General features: G+C 62.9%; 14 protein-coding genes, 1 pseudogene and 1 riboswitch. Of the genes and pseudogenes, 6 read left to right on the plus strand and 9 right to left on the minus strand.

The features are described 5' to 3' along the window. Positions 1–102 precede the first annotated feature (102 nt). Complete coding sequence (locus QM672_RS30175) at positions 103–2052, minus strand: BTAD domain-containing putative transcriptional regulator (RefSeq protein ID WP_415087017.1); 1950 nt, start codon at positions 2050–2052, stop codon at positions 103–105. Between QM672_RS30175 and QM672_RS30180 the strand changes: the two genes are divergently transcribed. Further along, on the plus strand, positions 2041–2364 hold the full coding sequence (locus QM672_RS30180; protein ID WP_367626149.1) for a hypothetical protein: 324 nt from the start codon (positions 2041–2043) through the stop codon (positions 2362–2364). The genes QM672_RS30175 and QM672_RS30180 overlap by 12 nt on opposite strands. Before the next feature lie 269 nt (positions 2365–2633). On the opposite strand, the gene QM672_RS30185 is transcribed toward QM672_RS30180, so the two are convergent. After that, positions 2634–3827 (minus strand): YcaO-like family protein, encoded by a 1194-nt coding sequence (locus QM672_RS30185; protein ID WP_415087020.1) that lies wholly within the window; start codon positions 3825–3827, stop codon positions 2634–2636. 15 nt (positions 3828–3842) lie between these two features. Continuing rightward, complete coding sequence (locus tag QM672_RS30190) at positions 3843–4469, minus strand: FMN-binding negative transcriptional regulator (protein ID WP_311937644.1); 627 nt, start codon at positions 4467–4469, stop codon at positions 3843–3845. Between the two features lie 140 nt (positions 4470–4609). Here QM672_RS30190 and QM672_RS30195 point away from each other — a divergent pair, with 140 nt between their 5' ends. Then, a complete protein-coding gene (locus QM672_RS30195) occupies positions 4610–5089 on the plus strand; it encodes a hypothetical protein (protein WP_415087022.1) in 480 nt (159 codons plus the stop codon). Positions 5090–5146: 57 nt separating this feature from the next. Here the strand turns inward: QM672_RS30195 and QM672_RS30200 are convergent, their stop codons facing one another. The 6 genes from QM672_RS30200 to QM672_RS30225 form a co-directional block, all read right to left on the minus strand. Continuing rightward, on the minus strand, positions 5147–6985 hold the full coding sequence (locus QM672_RS30200; protein ID WP_311937648.1) for a BTAD domain-containing putative transcriptional regulator: 1839 nt from the start codon (positions 6983–6985) through the stop codon (positions 5147–5149). 636 nt (positions 6986–7621) lie between these two features. Beyond that, the gene (locus QM672_RS30205) at positions 7622–9589 is read right to left on the minus strand and encodes a BTAD domain-containing putative transcriptional regulator (RefSeq protein WP_415087024.1); all 1968 of its coding nucleotides are present in this window, start codon (positions 9587–9589) and stop codon (positions 7622–7624) included. A gap of 407 nt (positions 9590–9996) precedes the next feature. Then, a complete protein-coding gene (locus QM672_RS30210) occupies positions 9997–13221 on the minus strand; it encodes a multidrug efflux RND transporter permease subunit (RefSeq protein WP_311937652.1) in 3225 nt (1074 codons plus the stop codon). Between the two features lie 15 nt (positions 13222–13236). Continuing rightward, the gene (locus QM672_RS30215) at positions 13237–14403 is read right to left on the minus strand and encodes an efflux RND transporter periplasmic adaptor subunit (RefSeq protein ID WP_311937654.1); all 1167 of its coding nucleotides are present in this window, start codon (positions 14401–14403) and stop codon (positions 13237–13239) included. A 436-nt stretch (positions 14404–14839) separates the two neighbouring features. Then, positions 14840–16156, minus strand: a complete 1317-nt coding sequence (locus QM672_RS30220) for a UDP-glucose dehydrogenase family protein (protein ID WP_415087027.1) — start codon at positions 16154–16156, stop codon at positions 14840–14842. 117 nt (positions 16157–16273) lie between these two features. Then, entirely contained in the window at positions 16274–16828 is a 555-nt protein-coding gene (locus QM672_RS30225; protein ID WP_415087029.1) for a histidine phosphatase family protein, read from the minus strand. A 50-nt stretch (positions 16829–16878) separates the two neighbouring features. Continuing rightward, positions 16879–17010: riboswitch (cobalamin riboswitch) on the plus strand. Positions 17011–17042: 32 nt separating this feature from the next. On the opposite strand from QM672_RS30225, the gene QM672_RS30230 reads away from it, so the two are divergent. The 4 genes and pseudogenes from QM672_RS30230 to QM672_RS30245 form a co-directional block, all read left to right on the plus strand. Beyond that, on the plus strand, positions 17043–17255 hold the full coding sequence (locus QM672_RS30230) for a CbtB domain-containing protein (protein WP_068284091.1): 213 nt from the start codon (positions 17043–17045) through the stop codon (positions 17253–17255). An 18-nt stretch (positions 17256–17273) separates the two neighbouring features. After that, entirely contained in the window at positions 17274–18044 is a 771-nt protein-coding gene (locus QM672_RS30235; protein WP_415087031.1) for a CbtA family protein, read from the plus strand. 470 nt (positions 18045–18514) lie between these two features. Next, positions 18515–19111, plus strand: coding sequence for a J domain-containing protein (locus tag QM672_RS30240; protein WP_311937665.1), 597 nt, complete (start codon positions 18515–18517; stop codon positions 19109–19111). A 61-nt stretch (positions 19112–19172) separates the two neighbouring features. Then, a pseudogene (locus tag QM672_RS30245) lies at positions 19173–19512 on the plus strand (cobaltochelatase subunit CobS); the annotation flags it as partial.

The following is a 19512-nucleotide window of genomic DNA, read 5'->3' on the forward strand; positions in this document are numbered from 1 at the left end:
TACAAATCGATCGTTGCTATCCAACGTCACCCCAATACACGAGTAGCAGACTTTAATCTCTATATTTAAAGTCAAATTCGAGAATTTTTGGAGATGACAAAATCAATCCAAGCCAGCTATTCTCAATCCTTCCGCACATAGATTGATATCTTCGCTACGCCGGTCTGGCGCGAGGCGAGCCATTTCGAGCGCCGTTGCGCCGGGATACATTTCGGCGAGCTTCCTGCCATATTGGCGCGCCACGTCCACATTGCCCATGAGGCCGTGGCACATGGCCAGGACACGCAGAACCGCATCTTCGCTGCTCATGTTCTTGCACAGCTCGATTCCCGTGGCGAAATCCCTGCGCCGGATCGCGATGGTGCAGCCGAACCACCAGTAATAGTCAGGCGGGAACGGATTGAGCTCCAACGCCCGCTGGAAGCGCTCCCACCCGGTATCGGCAAAGCCGAGATGCGACAAAGCATCGGCATGGTGGGACAACAGGTCCGCCGAATGCGGATTCAGCGCCTCGGCGACCAGGAATTTCTCGGCCGCATAGTCGAAATCGCGCTGATAGAGCGCGACGACCGCCGCCATCCAATGGCCCTCGCCGATGCCACCGTCGATGGCGAGCGCCGTTTCGGCCTCGTGACGGGCCTGATGCAGGAGATAGGGGTCATTCCCCCCGAGCATCAGCCATTCGAGCTGCAGGGTCTGGGCGATGCGGGCATGGGCCGGCGCAAAGGAGCGGTCTTCGCTGATGGCCTGCTTGAACTCCGCCCGGGCTCGGCGCAGTTTCGGCAGGTCGCAATTCTTCAGGCGGGTCTGGCCTTCCAGATAATGCCGGTAGGCGTTCGGCTTCGGATCGGCCCTCATCCGGTCGAGCTGATCGCGCTCGATCTCGCTCGCGAGCGTCGACGAGATCTGCCGGGTAATACGCCTGAAGGTGGAAGGCAATTTATCCAGGCCGATCGGATATTCCGCCGCCCAGATGATCTCGGCGCCGGGCTGACGCGTCAATCTCAGAGCCATATGCTCGCCATCGGGGAGCATGAAGCCTGAAATGAGATAGCCGCTTCTCAGCGCCGCCAGCCGCTCCGCGTCCGGCGAATCCGCGACCTCGAAACTGCTATGGGGCGCAATCACCGCGAAGGTTCGATGACGCGACAGGTCATTGGCCACATCTTCGATGAGCGCGCGATGCAGGTAGTGGAGCTGGTCTCCCGCCAACGCCTTGGGAGGAAACAAGGCAACCCTTGGCAGGCCGACCAGGCTACGCGTTGCCGAGACCTCCCGGTCAGCGTCGCCCTGCATTTCGCTGGACCGGTCCGATACCACATGCAGGCGCGCTCTCGGCGCGTTCGCCAGGATGCGCCGCATCGCCGCCATCGTCTCGGGACGCGGCTCGCTGTCCAATTCCTGCTTCAGAACGGCAACGAGGGTGGCATAGGTGCGGTTCACCGCATCGAAATTGCCGTTTCGCCCATAGGCCTCGAGCAAAGCTCGATAGCTTTCCTCCCGCTCCGGCTCCAAGGCCAGCATGCGTTCGCCAATGATATCGATCTCACGCTCGGGCGCGCGCCCGAAGCGGGTCATTTCCAGCAGCACGTCGGCGGCCAAGCCGAGCACCAGGCGGCGGAAGCGTTCGCGCTCGCCGCGGAACCACTGAGCCAGTTCGCCGCCGCCGGTGTCGATGGTGTCGAGCAGATCGCCTCGCGCCAGCAGCACCGCCTCCACCCGTTCGGCGAGCACAGCCGATTTCTGCAGGGCAAGGATGCTCGCCAGATCGGAACGCTGCGCACTGGAGCCGGCCATCAGATGGGAGCCGCTGGTCTCGATCAGGGGCTCCTCATAAGGCCAGCACCTGTGAATGCGCACCAGCAACTGACGCAGATTGGTCAGTGCCTTCTCCTCGGGCGCATCATCCCAGAGCAAGGCGGCCACCGCCTGGCGGCTCATCCGGCCGCTGCCGGCAAGCAGCAGCATGGCGATGAGAATGTAGCCCTTGGCCGGAAATACCCCCTCGGTCGGCTTGGCCATGTGAGGCACGCCGACCAGATGAACGATCATGTCCCGCTCAGCATTCATTCGTCGATCCCAGCTCCCTTCGCATGGTTGACGGACGAAAACCGCGCCCGCTCCCCCATAAGGCCTGGCACTATCGATCCGAACAACGCCGGCTCGCGCCCGTGGGAAACTCGCGCGAGCACCGCCAAGTTCGTGAACCGTGGCGACACTGTGTTACAAAATCCATTCAAGTCAATGAATTGGCCAGAAATCCTCGCCTCAAGTCACACCGGCGTCACACCAGCCGCCAAAATGCAAAAGAAAATAATGAGAATTATTTTCAAAAATCTTTACGTAATATATAATTATATTTGAACTCCGCCCTAAAAAATTGATAAAACTACCATTATTATGTAAATACCGCAAAACTAAAACGCAAAAAATGGAATTTAATACAGAAAGACTACAAGGAATCTCCGACCTCTACCAGAAGCTCTCCAAAAAATATACTGCCGATGCCCCGACAAATTGCAGGAATTCGTAATTTTAGGACCTCCCTCGCTCCCATGAGCAAGGCTGCGGGAAAGACGCGTTTCCCCTGCTTCCGCGCTGCCGCTTCCGGCACTGTGCTTCGGCCGGCACCATCACGTCATCGCTCCGAACAGATCCTCAAGGCCGATATCGGACACGCCGTCCTCCACGAAAGTCTTGAGGCCCGGCACCAAGGCGCGCACCACATGCACGCCCTCGACCGGTCCGGGAAGATCGAAAAGAAAGATGTCGGCGTGCCCGGCCGCCGCAAGCTTGCCTGCGACGATGTCGAGTTGTGCGGCATGCGTCAGCTCTTCCGCCCGCGGTAGAGGCGCTTGGCGATGACGCTCGGCGAATTCGGCCAGGCCGGGCGCCCCCGGAACCGGTGTGGGCAGAACGTCACCCCGCGTTTCGTAGAAATCCGGCTCCAGATCGTCGCGGGCCCCGCCAATATGGGTGAGCCGCGACTGCACGGCCTCCAGCAAGGCCGCCAGGGCAGCGGCTCCGGCATCGAGCCGGCAGGCCTCGCCTCCGGAAAAGCGCTCGCCACCGCCCTCCTCGCCGATCACCGGACGAACGATCGCGGCGCTGACCACCGGCAGACCGAGACGGTTGGTCTTGTCGAAGAAGCGCGGCTCCAGCCCGGCGGCGCGTACCTTGGCGACAGCCTCGTCCAGTCCGGCATGCACGCCGGCTTGCCAGCGCATTTGGCGCGACGTGGCCTCGAGATGACCGAACGCATCGGAGAAGGTGGTGGCATCATGCTCCGCCAGTTCGAGCAGGGCAGCCAGGGCGGCGAATTCGAAGCTCGGCCCGGCGGCAAGCCCGGCCGAACTGATATGGAAGGCATCCCGATCCCAGGGAAACTCCTCACGCATGTCGAGCCCGATGAGTTCATAGGGTGCGAAGGCCGGCCGCCCGCTGCCATGGGCAACGCCACGCACCCACGCACGCGGAGCCTCTTCATCATAGGCTTCGCCCCGGAAGCGCACGAGCTCTTCCAGCGGAACCAAGTGCCGGCCGCGAGACAGCATCTCGTCCGGCGTGCCAAACTCGGCAATCAGGGCCTTGGTCTGTTCGGCGACGGCCCCTTCCACCGCCTCCATGATGGCGGATATGCGCGCCTGCTCAGGTGTCAGCCCCTTGCCCTGGCTGACGGCGATCGAGCGCGCATTGGGCCGGGTCGCAAACCAGACGGGAATGCCGACGACGTCGAGATCGGTCAGGTCACCCACGCGCGTGATGCCGAAGGGTGCAAGGGGCGGATGATCGTAGGCAGGTACCGGCTTCATGGCGGGGGCGGTCATCAATCAATGAGCCGGCTATTTGACGGCTTGGGTCATGAGGTCGGCCATAACAGCCTCGCCCTCCGCCGTCAGGCCTTCGATAACGCTGCTGCGATAGGGCTCCGGCCGGTTCTGACTGAGCTTCCATTTGCCCTCGATGCTGGTAATCGCGATCTCCAGCCCGATAATGCCCTTGATCTGCCCCTTCATGAAGGATGATGGCGCACTCTCGGCCTGCCAGGGTTGCGGACGCCCGGCCTCGACCAGATTGGTCAGGGCGGTGACGTGCTCGCGCAGCCAGCGCGGATTCTCCGTCGACCTCAAACGGCCATGGACATGAACGGTGACATAGTTCCAGGTCGGCACGGCCTTGCCGCCTTCCACCTTGTCGACATACCAGCGCGGCGTGATGTAGTGCATCGGCCCCTGGAAGATCGCCAGCACCTCCAGGGCCGGGTCGTGATCGACGGCCATATGATTGTTGCGGTTGAGATGCCCCCGCAACACGCCCTTGCGCCCCTTGTCTGCCACCAGGAACAAGGGAATGTGATTGGCCTGCAGGCGTCCCCGTTCATGGGTGACGACCGTTGCCAGCGGATGATCGCGCATCAGCGCGTGGAGCACCTCCACGCGCTCTTCTCGGAAATATCGAGGGTTATACAAGGCTCACCTCATACTTCCACGAGGCCGGCATCACGAAACGGAACCGAACCGTTCAGAGCAAAGTACGATTCCCCAAAACCGCACTTTGCTCCGCTTCTTCGTTTGACGCATTGCTTCGATCAAGAAACCTGTCGACGACCTTGGAAAATGCCTCAGCAGGCAAAATCGTCGGCATTGCCATCATCGAGCAGCACCGCATCCTGGAGATTGTTGCCGGTTCTCTGTGTCAGGTAGCAAAGCGCCATTTTCAGGGAACGGTTCCGGCCTCGGACAGCCTCGATCGCCGCAGCCGACATGTTCGTTCCGAACGAAAACTCCAGATTGCTCAGCTCCGCACCAGCCTCGGCGAGCGAAGCGATGCCGACGATATTCTCGGGCTCGAGCGGCTTGCCTTGGCCATTGGCAGCACGGTGGTCGGCAATCACCCGCCAGCAGAGGGCGGCGACCGCCGCATAGCCGTCGCAATTATGTTCTTTGCCAAAACGACGGACCTCCTTGTCGGGAATCCGAACGATGCGGATGGGACTCATCTTGATCAGGAAGACTCCGACGCCCCTGTCGCCAATGATGTAGATATGATCTCGATCTCGTCTTATTCCAGCCATGCTACCCTCTCTTGAGTAAGTTTATGGTTTTAAGTTTTCTTATTATGAAATTAAGAAGAAGCATTCTGCGAATTAACTTATCCCAGCCACTTTAAGCCCACGCACAATAACCTCTTTCATGTTTCCTTTCTTATCCGGCGTGAGATTTACAACATCTGCCGCAGTGATGCCGGGATACATATCCTTCAAACGTGCCCCATAGTTCCTGGCGACCTCCTTGTTACCGAGATTGCCATGGCATATTGCCAGGATCCTCAGGACGGACTGATCGTTCTCCATTTTGCCGCACATGTCGATCGCCCCGTCGAAGTCCTCGCGAAAATAGGCGATCGTGGCCCCGCCCCACCAATAGCGGTCGGGCGGGAAGGGGTTGAGTTCGATGGCGCGCTGAAACCTCTGCCAGCCAGCATCGGGATCCCCCAGATGAGCCAGGGTATCGCCATGCGATTCCAGCAGGTCGGCCGAATTGGGATTGAGCGTCTCGGCTTCCAGGAATTGCTCCGCCGCCTTGTCATAATCGCGCTGATGCAGTGCAATCACCGCCGACATCCAATGACCGACGCTATTGCCTGCATCGATGCCGATTGCCGCCTCGGCTTCGTGGCGGGCCTGCATCAGGAGTGATGGGTCGTTCGCTCCCAGCATGAGCCATTCCAGCTGGAGCGCATTCGAGACGGCCCCCCTCGCGCCGGCGAAGTCCATGTCGATCGCCGCCGCTTTCTGAAACTCCACTCTTGCGCGCCGCAGACGCGGCAGGTCGCAATTCTTGAACAGAAGATGTCCTTCCAGATAGTGCCGATAGGCAAGCGGCTTGGGATCGGCCCGCAGGCGATCAAGCTGATCCCGCTCGATTTCGCTCGCCAGCGTCACCGCGATCCGATGCGAGATCATGCGGAAGGCAACGACCAGGTCCTCTAGTTCCACGCGATATTCGGCTGCCCAGATGATCTCGTCGCCGGGATTGCGGGTCAGGCGTAGCGCCATCTTCTGGCTCCCGGGCACCAGAAAGCCGGTGACGAGGTAGCCCGAGCGCAGGGCGGCCAGTCTTTCCCGATCCCCGGTATCGGCCACGTCGAAACTGCTGTGAGGCGCGGTCACCGCAAAGGTGGCGTGACGCGACAGGCTGTTGGCGACGTCCTCGATCAGCATGCGATAGAGGGGATGCAGGGTCTCTCCCGGCCGCGGCTGCGGCGGGAACAGGGAGACGCGCGGCAAGCCCGCCAGATTGCGCAAGGCCGGAGGCTGGACAGTCTGCTCGATCGCCGCCGATACCTCGGCTTCGGCGACGACCTGCAACCGAGGGCGCGGAGCATTCGCCAGGATACGCCGCATCGTGGCCACCGTTTCCGGCCTCGGCTCGGTGCCGAATTCATCGCGCAAGATCTTTTTCAGATCGTCGAAGACACGGTTGGCTTCCTCGATATCGCCGATCCGGCCATAGGCCTCCATCAGTGCGCGGAAACTCTCCTCCCGCTCCGGTTCCAGCGCCAGCATGCGCTCACCGATCTCGTCGATGTCGCTTTTCTTGGCTCGGGCGAACTGTGTCATCTCCATGAGCACCTCGCCCGCCAGCCCCAGAACCTGGCGACGAAAGCGCTCGCGCTCGCTGCGAAACCATTGTGACAATTCGGGCCCGCCGCTGTCGATCGTGTCGAGCAGATCCCCCTTCACCAGCCGGACGACGGCCACACGTTCGGCCAGCACCTGGGATTTGCGGCGCGCCATGATCTGGGCAAGGTCGCTGCGGGTGGCTCCAGGCCCGGCCATCAGGTTGGAGCCTTCCACCTCGACCAGCGGCTCCTCCAGCGGCCAGAACCTGTTAATGCGGGCCAGCAATTGCCGGAGATTGGTGAGGGCCTTCTCTTCGGGAGCATCGTCCCACAGCAACGCGGCAATAGTCTGCCGGCTCATCCGCCGACTGCCGCAAAGCAACAGCATCGCAATGAGAACATATCCCTTGCCCGGAAACACGCCCTCCATTGGTTTGGCAACATGCGGTACGCCTACCAAATGAAGAACAATGTCGTCCTCAGCGTCCATTCGACTATCCTCGCCTGGGGAGTCTGGCCCGGCATCCCATGCATGCCGCCGCCACTTGCCAGATCCCCGCCGTTCCCATCACAAATCTCGTGGTTCGGAATGAGAACCTTCGGGCCACGCCCGACATATGCGCCGCATCTACTACTTGTTCGTCAAACACATTGAAGTCAACAAGTCCAATCTGATTCCCCACCAGACTTCACGCCCGAGTCACACAGAAACGGAATCATGAATATCACATCGCCCTCGATCAAGAAGTTCATTTATGAAATGATGACAAGGAATCGCATCCATATCGACGCTCCAAATCATACGACTAATCTTGCAATTATAAAATAAAACATAATTCAATTCTTGAAATAAAGCAGCCGAACAAAGTCGGGTGCGGGAAAATATCGAGCACCGCACACCGACAATACATTTAAGGAAGGTAATCGCTCGAAACTTCGGGCACCCGCCCGGCCGATTGGACTCTTCTTGGATTTCTCGGCGGCAGCCGGCTCTTCTTCAGGAAAGGCCGGCGAGGCGCAGGCCCTGGGCGCAGAACTCGATGTCCTCCTGGCGGCGATCCGGTGCCAGGCGCGCGAGGTCCAGGGCGGACATACCTGGATAAGTGTCCATGACGCGCCGCCCATAATGACGGGCCATCGCGGTATCGCCCACGAAGCCATGGCACATGGCCAGCACCCGCATGGCCGATTCGTCATTCTCCATCCGGGCGCACATCTCGATTGCCTCCTCGAAGCGCCGGCGACGGATGGCGATGGTAGCGCCGAACCACCAGTAATAATCCGGCGGGAAGGGATTGAGCTCCAGGGCCCGCTGGAAGCGCTCCCAGCCCAGTTCCGGCTCGCCAAGATGCGACAGCGCATCGGCATGGTGGACCAGCAGATCGGCCGAATGCGGATTGAGGACCTCCGCTTCCATGAACTTTTCGGCGGTATAGTCGAAGTCATGCTGATAGAGCGCCACCACGGCCGACATCCAGTGGCCCGTGCCGTGGCCGGGATCGATCTTCATCGCCAGATCCGCTTCCGCCCGGGCCTGGTTGAGCAGGGATGGATCCGTGCCCCCCAGCATCAGCCATTCGAGCTGCAAGGTCTGGGCAATGCGGGCGCGCGAAGGCGCGAAATCCCCGTCCTCCTCGGTAGCCAGCTTGAACTCGGCGCGCGCCCGGCGCAGACGGGCGAGGTCGAAGCTGTGCAGCCGCGCCTGCCCTTCGAGATAATGGCAATAGGCGGCCGGCTTGGGATCGGCCCGGGCCCGATCGAGCTGGTCGCGTTCGATCTCATTGGCAAGGGTGGCAGCGATCTGCCGGGTGATCAGCCGGAAGGAAAGCGCCAACCGCTCGGGCGAGACCAGATATTCGGCAGCCCAGACGATCTCCTCATCCGGCTGCCGCGTCAGCCGGAGGGCCATACGCTCGCTGCCCGGCACCATGAAGCCGGTGATCAGATAGGCGCTGCACAGGCTGGCAAAGCGCCGGGCATCGCCCGCATCGGCGACATGGAAACTGCTGTGCGGTGCGAGCACCGCGAAAGTACGGTGGCGCGACAGGTCGTTGGCGACGTCCTCGATCAGGGCCCGATGCAGGGGATCCAGCACGCGGCCGGGTATCGGGCGCGGCGGAAACAACGCCACACGCGGCAAGCCTGGCAGGCGAGGCGCAGCCGGGTTCGCCAAAAGCAGGCGTTCATCGGGCATGTTGCGCGTTCCGCCGCTCACCTGCACCCGCGGCTGCGGCGCGCTGGCGAGGATACGACGCAAGGTGGCGACGGTCTGGGGCCGGGGCTCCGTTCCGAATTCACGCCGGAGCATGTCGGTCAGGCCGGCATGAACCCGATTCACCGCCGGAATGTTGCCGTTGCGTCCATGGGCTTCGATCAGGACGCGGTAGCTCTCCTCCCGTTCCGGCTCGAGCGTGAGCATGACCTCGCCGATGAGATCGATCTCTCGCTCGGGCGCGCGACCGTAGCGGGTCATCTCGACCAGGACTTCGGCGGCCAGCGCCAGCACGATGCGGCGGAAGCGTTCACGTTCGCTGCGGAACCATTGCGACAATTCGGGGCCACCCGAATCGATACTGTCGAGGAGATCCCCCTTGGCGAGCAGGACGGCCTGGACCCTCTCGGCCAGCACACCCGATTTCGCCAGACACAGGAGCGCGGCAAGGTCGCTGCGGTCCGCACCGGGTCCAGCCGCCAGATGGGGCCCGCTGGTCTCTACCAACGGATCTGCATAGGGCCATGTCCGATGGATTCGGACGAGAAGCTGGCGCAGATTGGTAAGGGCCTTCTCCTCGGGTGCGTCGTCCCAGAGCAGGGCGGCGATGGCCTGGCGGCTCATGCGCCGGCCGCCGGCCAGCAACAGCATGGCAACCAGGACATAGCCCTTGGCAGGAAACACCCCCTCTCCCGCCACCGTGAGATGGGGGATACCGACCAGGCGAAGTGCTATGAAGGGCTTGTCATCCATCCTGTCCACCACGACCCCGGCGCCTCCTGCGAGGCACAACGCTAGAGAGTCTCGATGGTGAAGATCGCGCGCATCAAAACACGCCCGGCCCGACGCCAGTATGACGTCGATGCCGATCTTCTCCTCATCGAGACCCAGGCCGGATGAACTGCCCCAGCGCGACAAAGCTGCCGGGGCCCACGTACATCTGAGTATCGTCAGAACGACCCGCGACGATGTCGTCGAGCCGTGCTGCACCACTGAGAATGGTCAACATTGTGTGATGAGTCAATCAAAGGGACTGCAAAGCCTCCTTGCTTGACCTCCGGCACTATCATATTACCGCAAAGCGAGGACAGTTTGCCGTGCCATCCTTGGCGAGCTGGCATGCCGGCCCGCCAATCACTGAACCCTCGGAGCAGCAGGCTTCAGCTTCCTTCCGGCTCGCCCATCGTCGCCGCCGTCACCGTCGAAGGTTTGGGCTTCTCGCGGAAGAGCTTGCGCACGATCAGGCGGATGGTGACGTAGAACACCGGCGTGAGGAAGAGACCGAGGAAGGTCACGCCGCTCATGCCGAAGACCACGGCCGTGCCGATGGCCTGGCGCAGTTCCGAGCCGGGGCCGGTGGCGATCATCAGCGGCACAGCGCCGAGGATGAAGGCGAAGGAGGTCATCAGGATCGGGCGCAGGCGCAGCCGGCAGGCCTCGATCACAGCCTGCCAGGGCGTATCGCCATGGTCCTCGCGCTGGCGGGCGAACTCCACGATCAGGATGGCGTTCTTGGCGGCGAGGCCGATCAGCATGACGAAGGAGATCTGCGTCATGATGTTGTTGTCCATCACCTTGAACCACCAGCCGCCGAAGATCGGCAGGCCGCGCGCCATGCCGCCGAGCAGCGCCGCCAGAATGGAGAGCGGCACGATCAGGATGATGGCGAGCGGCAGCGACCAGCTTTCATACTGGGCGGCCAGGAACAGGAAGACGAACAGGACGGCGATGCCGAACACGAAATAGACCGTGTTGCCCACCGAGCGTTCCTGGAAGGCGATCTCGGTCCACTCGAAGCCGACGCCCGGCGGCAGTACCTCGGCGGCCGCCTTCTCCATCAGGTCGAGCGCCGTGGTGGAAGACACGCCTGGCAGGCCCGAGCCGCTGACATAGACGGCCGGATAGAGATTGTGGCGCATCACCGTGTCGGGGCCGGTGCGTTCCTCGAAGGAGATCAGCGAGCCGAGCGGCACCAGAGCGCCATTGGCGCTGCGGACCTTGAGGCGGACGAGGTCCTCCTTGTTGAGGCGATCGCGCCCTTCGGCCTGGGCATTCACCTGGAAGGCGCGGCCCAGGCGCGTGAAGTCGTTGACATAGGCCGAGCCGACATAGACCTGCATCGCCTCGAAGATATTGCCGATCGGCACGTTGAGCATGCGCGCCTTGACGCGATCGACATTGACGAAGAGCTGCGGGCCATTGTTGGACAGCGTGGTGTAGACCTGGGTGAGGCCCGGTGTCTGGTTGGCCTTGCCGATCAGGGCATTGGCGGCCTGCATCAACGCTTCCGCCCCGACGCCACCGCGATCCTGCACCTGCATCTTGAAGCCGGCACCGGTGCCGAGACCCTGGATGGTAGGAGGCGGAATTACGAAGACGAAGCCTTCCTCGATGGCGAAGACGCGCTTTTGCAATTCGCCCACGATGGCCTGCGCCGACAATCCTTCCTTCAGGCGCTCGTCGAACGGCTTGAATGGCACGAAGATGGTGGCTGCATTCGAGGCGGCGGTGAAGGTCGCGCCGGAGAAGCCGGCAACGCCGATGACATGGGCGACGCCCGGGCTGCCCGCCGCGATCTGCTGCGCCTTGCGCACCACGGCGTCGGTGCGTTCCAGCGAGGCGCCGTCGGGCAATTGCACCACCACGATGGCGTAGCCCTGGTCCGATTCCGGCACGAAGCCGGTTGGCACCTTGGTATAGACGTGCCAGGTGGCAAAGAGCAGGCCGGCATAGATCAGGAGGAACAGGAGCTTGTGGCGGGCCGCAAAGCCCACCGTGCCGCCATAGCCGCGCGACAGCCTGTCGAAGCCGTGATTGAAACCGTCGCCCGCGGCCCGAAGCCAGCGGAACAGGAAGAAGCGGCTGCGGTGCTCCGGATCATGCGGCTTGAGCAACAGGGCCGCGAGCGCCGGCGACAGGGTCAGCGAGTTGAAGGCCGAGATCACCGTGGCGGCCGCGATGGTCACCGCGAACTGCTGGTAGAACAGGCCCGATATGCCCGGAATGAAGGCGGTCGGCACGAACACCGCGCACAGCACCAGGGCGATGGCGATGACGGCGCGGCCGACCTCGTCCATGGTGACATGGGCCGCCCGGTTGGGCGTCATGCCGTCATGAATGTTGCGCTCGACATTCTCCACCACCACGATGGCGTCATCGACCACGATGCCCACCGCCAGGATCAGCCCGAACAGAGTGAGCATGTTGAGCGAGAAGCCGAGCCCTGCCATCACCGCGAAGGTGCCGATGATGGAGACGGGAATGGCAATGATCGGAATGATCGCCGCGCGCCAGGATTGCAGAAAGACGAAGACAACGATCACCACCAGCACGATCGCTTCGAAGAAGGTCTCGTAGACGGCCTCGATCGAGGCCGAGACGAATTCGGTGGGATTGTAGACGATGGAATATTTCAGCCCCGGCGGAAAGGCCTTGGCCAGATCGTCCATCTTGGCCTTGACGCGATCGGCGGTAGCCAGCGCGTTGGAGCCGGGCCTCTGCAGCACCGCGATGCCAACGGTGGGCTGGCTGTCGAGATAGAGGTTGGAGCTGTACTGCTTGGCGCCGACCTCGACGCGGGCGACATCCCTCAGCTTGAGCAGGCGGCCATCCGGCGTCGACTTGATGATGACGTTCCGGAATTGCTCGGCATCCTGGAAACGGCCCTGGGTGGTGACCGTGATCTCGCTGGTGGTGTTGTTGGGCGAGGGCTGGGCGCCGAGCGTGCCGCCGGAGACCTGCACGTTCTGCTCGCGCAGGGCCTGGACGACCTCACCCGCCGTCAGATCGAAACTGGCCAGGCGGTTCGGATCGAGCCAGACGCGCAGCGAGGGCTCGCGCAGGCCGAAGGCGAAGGTCGAGCCGACACCGTCGACACGGGCCAGGATGTCGTTGACGTTGAGAATGGCATAGTCGGAGATGCCATAGTCGTTCAGCGAATTATCCGGCGAATAGAGCGTGACGATCAGGAGGAAGTCGGAAGACGATTTGTTGACCGTGATGCCTAGAGCCCGCACTTCGGCCGGCAGGCGCGGCTCGGCCGAGGAGACGCGGTTCTGCACCTGCACCTGGGCGATGTCGAGATCGGTGCCGGTGGCGAAGGTGACAGTGATCTGCAGCGAGCCGTCATTGGTGGCCTGGGAGGTCTGATAGATCATCCCTTCCACGCCGTTGATCGACTGCTCCAGCGGCGCCGCCACCGTCTCGGCGATGGTCTGGGCGTTGGCGCCGGGATAGGTGGCGTTGATCACCACCGTCGGCGGGGCGATCTGCGGGAACTGCGCGATCGGCAGGCCGACATAGGAGACCAGCCCGATCACCACCGTGACGATCGAGACGACGGCGGCAAAGATCGGGCGGTCGACGAAGAAATGGCCGAATTTCATGGACTGCGCTCCCGATCAGGTCTGGTCGGGAACGAGCGTCTCAGGCACGTCCAGCTTGGTGGGTTGCGGCACGACCTCGCCACCCGGCCGGGCACGCATCTGGCCGTTGATCAGCACCTGGTCCTCGGGCTTGAGGCCGGACTTGATCACGCGGAACGAGCCGAATTTCGGCCCCAGTTCCACCGGGCGGATATTGGCGATCTTGTCGGCGCCGACCACGATGACATAGCGCCCCTGCGAGGACTGGCCCACCGCCACATCCGGCACGACCAGCGCATCATAGGGCTCGCCGATGGTGATGCGGATGCGCCCGAACAGGCCGGGGGTCAGGAAGCCGTCGGCATTGGCGACCTTGGCGCGGGCGGTCACGGTTCCGGTCTGGGCGTCGACCTGCGGCGCGAGATAGTCGAGCGTACCCTGATGGGACAGTTTTCTTTCGTCCGACAGGCCAATCTCGGCCTTCAACGCGGGCTCGGTACCGCCGGCATCGATCTTGCGCTTGGAGGCCCGCTGATAGGCAAGGTAGCTCGCCTCGTCGAGGTCGAAGTAGAAATAGATCGGATCGACGGCGACGATCGACACCAGCGGCGAAGTACTGTTGGCCACCACCAGATTGCCGCGCGAGACGAGCTGGCGGGTGATCCTGCCCGAGATCGGGGCGGTGATGGTGGCGTAGCTGAGGTCGAGCTTGGCCGTTGCCAGCGCCGCGCTGGCCGAATCGATCGAGGCCGCCGCTTCCTGATAGGCCTGGAGGTTGGCCTGGTAGGCGGCGTCGGTGACGTTGCCGGTCTTCTTCAGGGCCTCGGCGCGCGCCAGATTGGCCTTGGTGAGGTCGATTCGGGTCTGCGTGATCTTCACTTGGGCAGCCGCCTGGTCGACCGCGGCCTGGAACGGACGCGGATCGATCGCAAACAGCACGTCGCCCTCCTTGACGAGGGAACCTTCCACGAAGCTCGACTTGTCGAGATAGCCGGTGACGCGCGAAGTGATGTTCACCTGCGGCCAGGCCTGGAAACGGCCGGTGAACTCGACCGATTCGGTGATCTTGCGGCTGACCGGATTGGCTACCGTGACCGGCATGGCCGGCATTTGCTGGGCGAGCGCGGCACCCGTCCCCTCGAAGGCCGCCAATGCCAGCACGCCGGCGGCCAGCCGACCCATTCTGCGACGCAACCTCGACATGAACATCCTCGCAAGCAACGCGCCTCAGCCAAGCCGCCCGCATGGCTAATGGCCTTGTCGCGGGCACTGGAGCTGGCGTCTGGAAATTTTGCAGGATTTCCCAGCCTGCGCCGCCAGGGCAGGTTCGGAGATCCTGTTCAGCGCTCCACCGGCCGGAATCGCGGTCGAATCGCCGTGTGAGCCTTATAGTATGATAATTCTTAGCGCTTTGATCCAATCAAGATCGCCGCCCTGCAACCATGAGTTGGGACTTGATGCAAATCCGCAACAGGCCTGTCATTTCTCGCGCCTGCGCTTGACAGCCGCGTGGCTGCATTCCGGTCGGTGCGAACCGGACATGCTGGCCCTCCCCCCAAACGAGGCGAGGACCTCCCGCTGTCTTCTCAAACCAGTTGCGCCAGCGCCCGGCCGCACGAATATGCGGGGCGTCTTCCGCTCAGGGCGCCGTTCCCTCGCGCCCGATGCTCTCATAGCGGAAGCCGTGCCGCTTCATGTCTTCGAGCCGGTAGATGTTGCGCAGGTCCACGATCACCGGGTGCGTCAGCAGGTTCTTGACCCGCTCGAGGTCGAGCGCCCGGAACTCGTCCCATTCGGTGACGATCACCGCGACATCGGCACCGTCGAGGCAGTCATAGGCGCTGGAGCGATAGTCGACATCGCTCAGAACCTTGTGGGCCTCCTCCATTGCCTGGGGATCATAGGCACGGACCTTGGCTCCCTTGTCCTGCAAGGCGAGCACGATCGGGATCGAGGGGCTGTCGCGCATGTCGTCGGTGTTCGGCTTGAAGGCAAGGCCGAGCAGGGCCACCGTCTTGCCGGCGATATTGCCGTCGAGGGCCGCGATGACGCGGCGTGCCATCGCCGCCTTGCGGGCATCGTTGACCCCGACCACCGCCTCCACGATACGCAGGGGCACGCCATGCTCCTGGCCGGTGCGCAGCAGTGCCAGCGTATCCTTGGGAAAGCACGAGCCGCCGAAGCCCGGCCCGGCATGCAGGAATTTGGAGCCGATGCGGTTGTCTAGGCCGATGCCGCGCGCCACCTCCTGCACGTTGGCACCGGCCTTCTCGCACAGGTCCGCGATTTCGTTGATGAAGGTGACCTTGGTCGCAAGGAAGGCGTTGGCGGCATATTTGATCAGTTCGGAGGTGCGCCGGGCCGTGAACAGCAGCGGCCCCTGGTTGAGATGGAGCGGGCGATAGACCTCGGCCATCACCTCCTTGGCCCGTTCGTCCTCGGTGCCGACCACGATGCGGTCGGGGCGCTTGAAATCCTCGATCGCCGCCCCTTCGCGCAGGAATTCGGGGTTCGACACCACGCGGACATCGGCGTCGGGCCGGACCTCGCGGATCAGCCGCTCGACCTCGTCCCCAGTGCCGACCGGCACGGTCGACTTGGTCACCACCACCGTGAAGCCCTCGACCGCCGCGGCGATCTCGCGTACCGCGCCATAGACATAGGACAGGTCCGCATGGCCGTCGCCGCGGCGCGAGGGCGTGCCGACGGCCAGGAACACCACGGCTGCATCGCGCACGGCGGGGGCGAGCTCGGTGGTGAAGGACAGGCGCTTCTCGCGCACATTGCGCGCCACCAGATCCTCCAGGCCCGGCTCGTAGATCGGCATGCGGCCGGCCAGCAGGCCCTCGATCTTGGCCGGATCCTTGTCGACGCAGGTGACGACATGGCCGAAATCGGCGAGGCACGCCCCCGTCACCAGGCCGACATAACCCGTACCGATCATTGCAACGCGCATGACATCAATCCTGTTTGGGCGACTAACCCGCCAGAGGCGTGTCTACAAAAGGCCCGGCGACATGCCAATGACGAAAAAGGAAAAGCAGCTCTGCTGGAAGGCCCAGCCGGAGCGCCTCTATGTCTCCAGCCGCAGCGACCAGCCGCGGGCAGAAGGCCTGAGATCGGCACTCGCCAGCGGAGCGGCCTCGATGCGCCAGAAGGAACGAGGCTCGCTGCCGAGGACATGAATGATCGCCGCGCGCAACACCGAGGCATGGGTGACGGCCAGCGTGAAGCCCTCGAACCGCCCGCCATCGAGCCAGGCGCCGACCCGCGCGCTCAGGGCCGCAATGCTCTCTCCGCCATGCGGGCAGGCCTGCGGATCGGTCAGCCACGCGCCGAGCGCTTCGGGCTCGGCGGCGGCCACCGCCTCCAGGCCAAGCCCCGCCCAGCGGCCATGGTCGCATTCGCGCAGTGCCCCGTCGATCTCGGGTTCGAAGCCGAGGGCCTGCGCCGTCTGGCGGGCCCTGAGCGCCGGACTGCTCAGGATGCGGGTCGCCTTGGCAAAACGCCCCTGCAGGTCCCGGGCCGCCTGTGCCCCCCTTGCGTCGAGCGCCTCGTCGAGCGGAAACCCCGCCGCACGCAGTGTGGGCGTCGCGCCATGGCACAGCAGGGTCAGGCGTGGCGTCATGAAGGCATTTCCCCAAGATAAAGTCGCTTCCGGAATATTGACATATCCGTGACTTGGGCTCTTATGGAAGAGCTTTGCCAAGGGTGGGAAGCCGGTGGAATTCCGGCACGGTCGCGCCACTGTGAACGGCGGCGCTGCGGCGTCAATCCGGAAGTCAGACCTCTTCCAAGGCAGCATGACTCGTAACGGGACGCGTAATCCCAAGGAGCTTTTCATGACCACCGCAACTCTGGCACCCGTCGCCCAGCAGCCGATCGCCATCCCGGTCCGCGAGATCCTGCCCTGGGCGCTCTTCACCGTGCTCCTGGCCGTGCTCGCCATCTATTTCGTCGGCGCCGAACAGGGCGCGACCTCGCTGATTCCCGGCGTCTACATCCACGAATTCGTGCATGACGCTCGCCATCTGCTCGGCTTCCCCTGCCACTAGGGCGCTTGGACACACGACATGGTTAGATCGCTTTTGATCCGGGGGATGCTGATCGGCATCCTGGCCGGACTGTTTGCGTCTGGCTTCGCCTGGGTGTTCGGTGAACCCCAGGTCGACGCAGCCATCGCTTTCGAGGAAAGCCACGCATCCGAGCCGGCGCCCGCTCCGACAGCTGCGCCGGCTCCCGGCGCTGCGCAGACGACCGCAGCCCATGAACACGAGGAAGAGCCGGTCAGCCGGCCGGTCCAGGCCAGCTACGGGCTCGTCACAGGCATGGTCGCCTATGGCGCAGCGCTCGGCGGCATCTTCGCCCTGATCTTTGCCTTCGCGCAGGGCCGGATCGGCGGCCTCAGCCCGCGCGCAACCGCCGGATTGATCGCCGTCATCGGCTTCGCCGCCATCATGGTGGTGCCGCAGATCAAATATCCCGCCAATCCACCGGCCGTCGGCAATCCCGACACGATCGGCCTGCGCACCGCCTTCTATTTCGGCTTGATCCTGCTGTCCCTCGTGACGATGGCGGCGGCGCTGGGCACCGCGAACCGGCTCGCCGCCAGCCTCGGCCGCTGGAACGCCAACCTCGTGGGGGTGGCAGCCTATCTGGCGGTGATGGTGGTGGCCATGCAGATCCTGCCGACGGTCAACGACATCCCGGCTGATTTTTCGGCCACGGTGTTGTGGAAGTTCCGTATCGCCTCACTCGGCATCCATGCCGTGCTGTGGGCAACGCTGGGGATCGCCTTCGGCGTTGCAGCACAGAAACTGCTGCAGGCCCCCGCTCGCCGCTGAAAAGGGGCCGGCCAACCGCGTCAAACGTCGCATTTTTACAACACTGGCCCGATTTCAGGCCGGTTTTCAAAATTTATTTCATTTCGCACTTGCGAAATGAACCGATGAGGATCACTTTAGGGACGTGGCGGATGCGCCTTTGCGCTCCCCCACTGCCCTCCTTGGGCGTTTCCTCCCTAAGACTTGGGCCGCCATTTGGGCGGCCTCTTTCTTTTTCGGGTCAGCGGACCCCATATTTCAAATTCTGCAGCGGCATTTCGCCTCGATTAACCCCAGGGCAAAGCGTGCTCAGCTATGAATGCTTGGTTGCTCTCGCTTTCTGGTTCCAAGCCATTCCCATGGATTGGCTGAAGCGTTTTTGCGATTTGATGTGCTTCGTTCAAGTTACAAAACGCTCTTGCGTCCAAGCTCGCGCTTGCCCATTTGTGTTCACCCTCGCATAGTGTGTCATTATGGATCTGGACTCGCCCTTGTTTGATCGCATCCGGGTGCGCCCAAGGGCCGAAGAGGTCCAGCCGGCGAGCGTACGGCTATGCGAACATGCCGGTTGTCGGAACGCCGGCGAATTTCGCGCGCCCAAGGGGCGCAACCGCGAAGGCCAGTTCTGGCATTTCTGCCTGGAACATGTGCGCGACTATAACAAGACCTACAATTATTTCGCCGGCCTGCCGGACGACTCGGTGAGCGCCTATCAGCGCGATGCCGCCACCGGCCATCGCCCGACCTGGACGATGGGGGTCAATCCCTGGGCCAAGAAGCGCGGCGAAGGGCCGCAACCCGGCCCCGAGATCCATGACGGCTTCGGTTTCTTCGACGAGGATCACGGCTTCCGCCGCCCGCAAGGGACGCCCGAACCCGAGAGACGGCGGCTGAAATTGCTGGAGCGCAAGGCCCTCGACGCGCTCGATCTGCCGGAAACGGCCAGCGGCCCGGAAATCAAGGCGCGCTACAAGACGCTGGTCAAACGTCTCCATCCCGATGCCAATGGCGGGGACCGATCCAGCGAAGATAAATTGCGCGGGATCATCCAGGCCTATAATACGCTGCGTAGCGCCGGGCTCTGCTGAAGCGACGCATAAGAAGAGGATTGTCGGCTGCGCCGCCCTGGCGCCAGCCAAGGAAGGCATAATGACTGACGCAACGACACCGGCCAATCTGCCGGACATCATGGTTTCGGCCAAAAAGCTGTTTGGTTTCGACACGGACCTCGAAGTGCCGGCCTATTCCAAGTCCGACGATCACGTTCCGGACCTCGATCCCGACTATCTCTTCGACAAGCCGACGACCCTGGCCATCCTCGCGGGCTTCGCGCACAATCGCCGCGTGATGGTGACGGGCTATCACGGCACCGGCAAGTCGACCCATATCGAGCAGGTCGCCGCGCGGCTGAACTGGCCCTGCGTGCGCATCAACCTCGACAGCCACGTCTCGCGTATCGACCTCGTCGGCAAGGACGCCATCGTCCTCA

The organism is Labrys sp. (in: a-proteobacteria), from assembly GCF_047605565.1.
Lineage (GTDB): Bacteria > Pseudomonadota > Alphaproteobacteria > Rhizobiales > Labraceae > Labrys > Labrys neptuniae.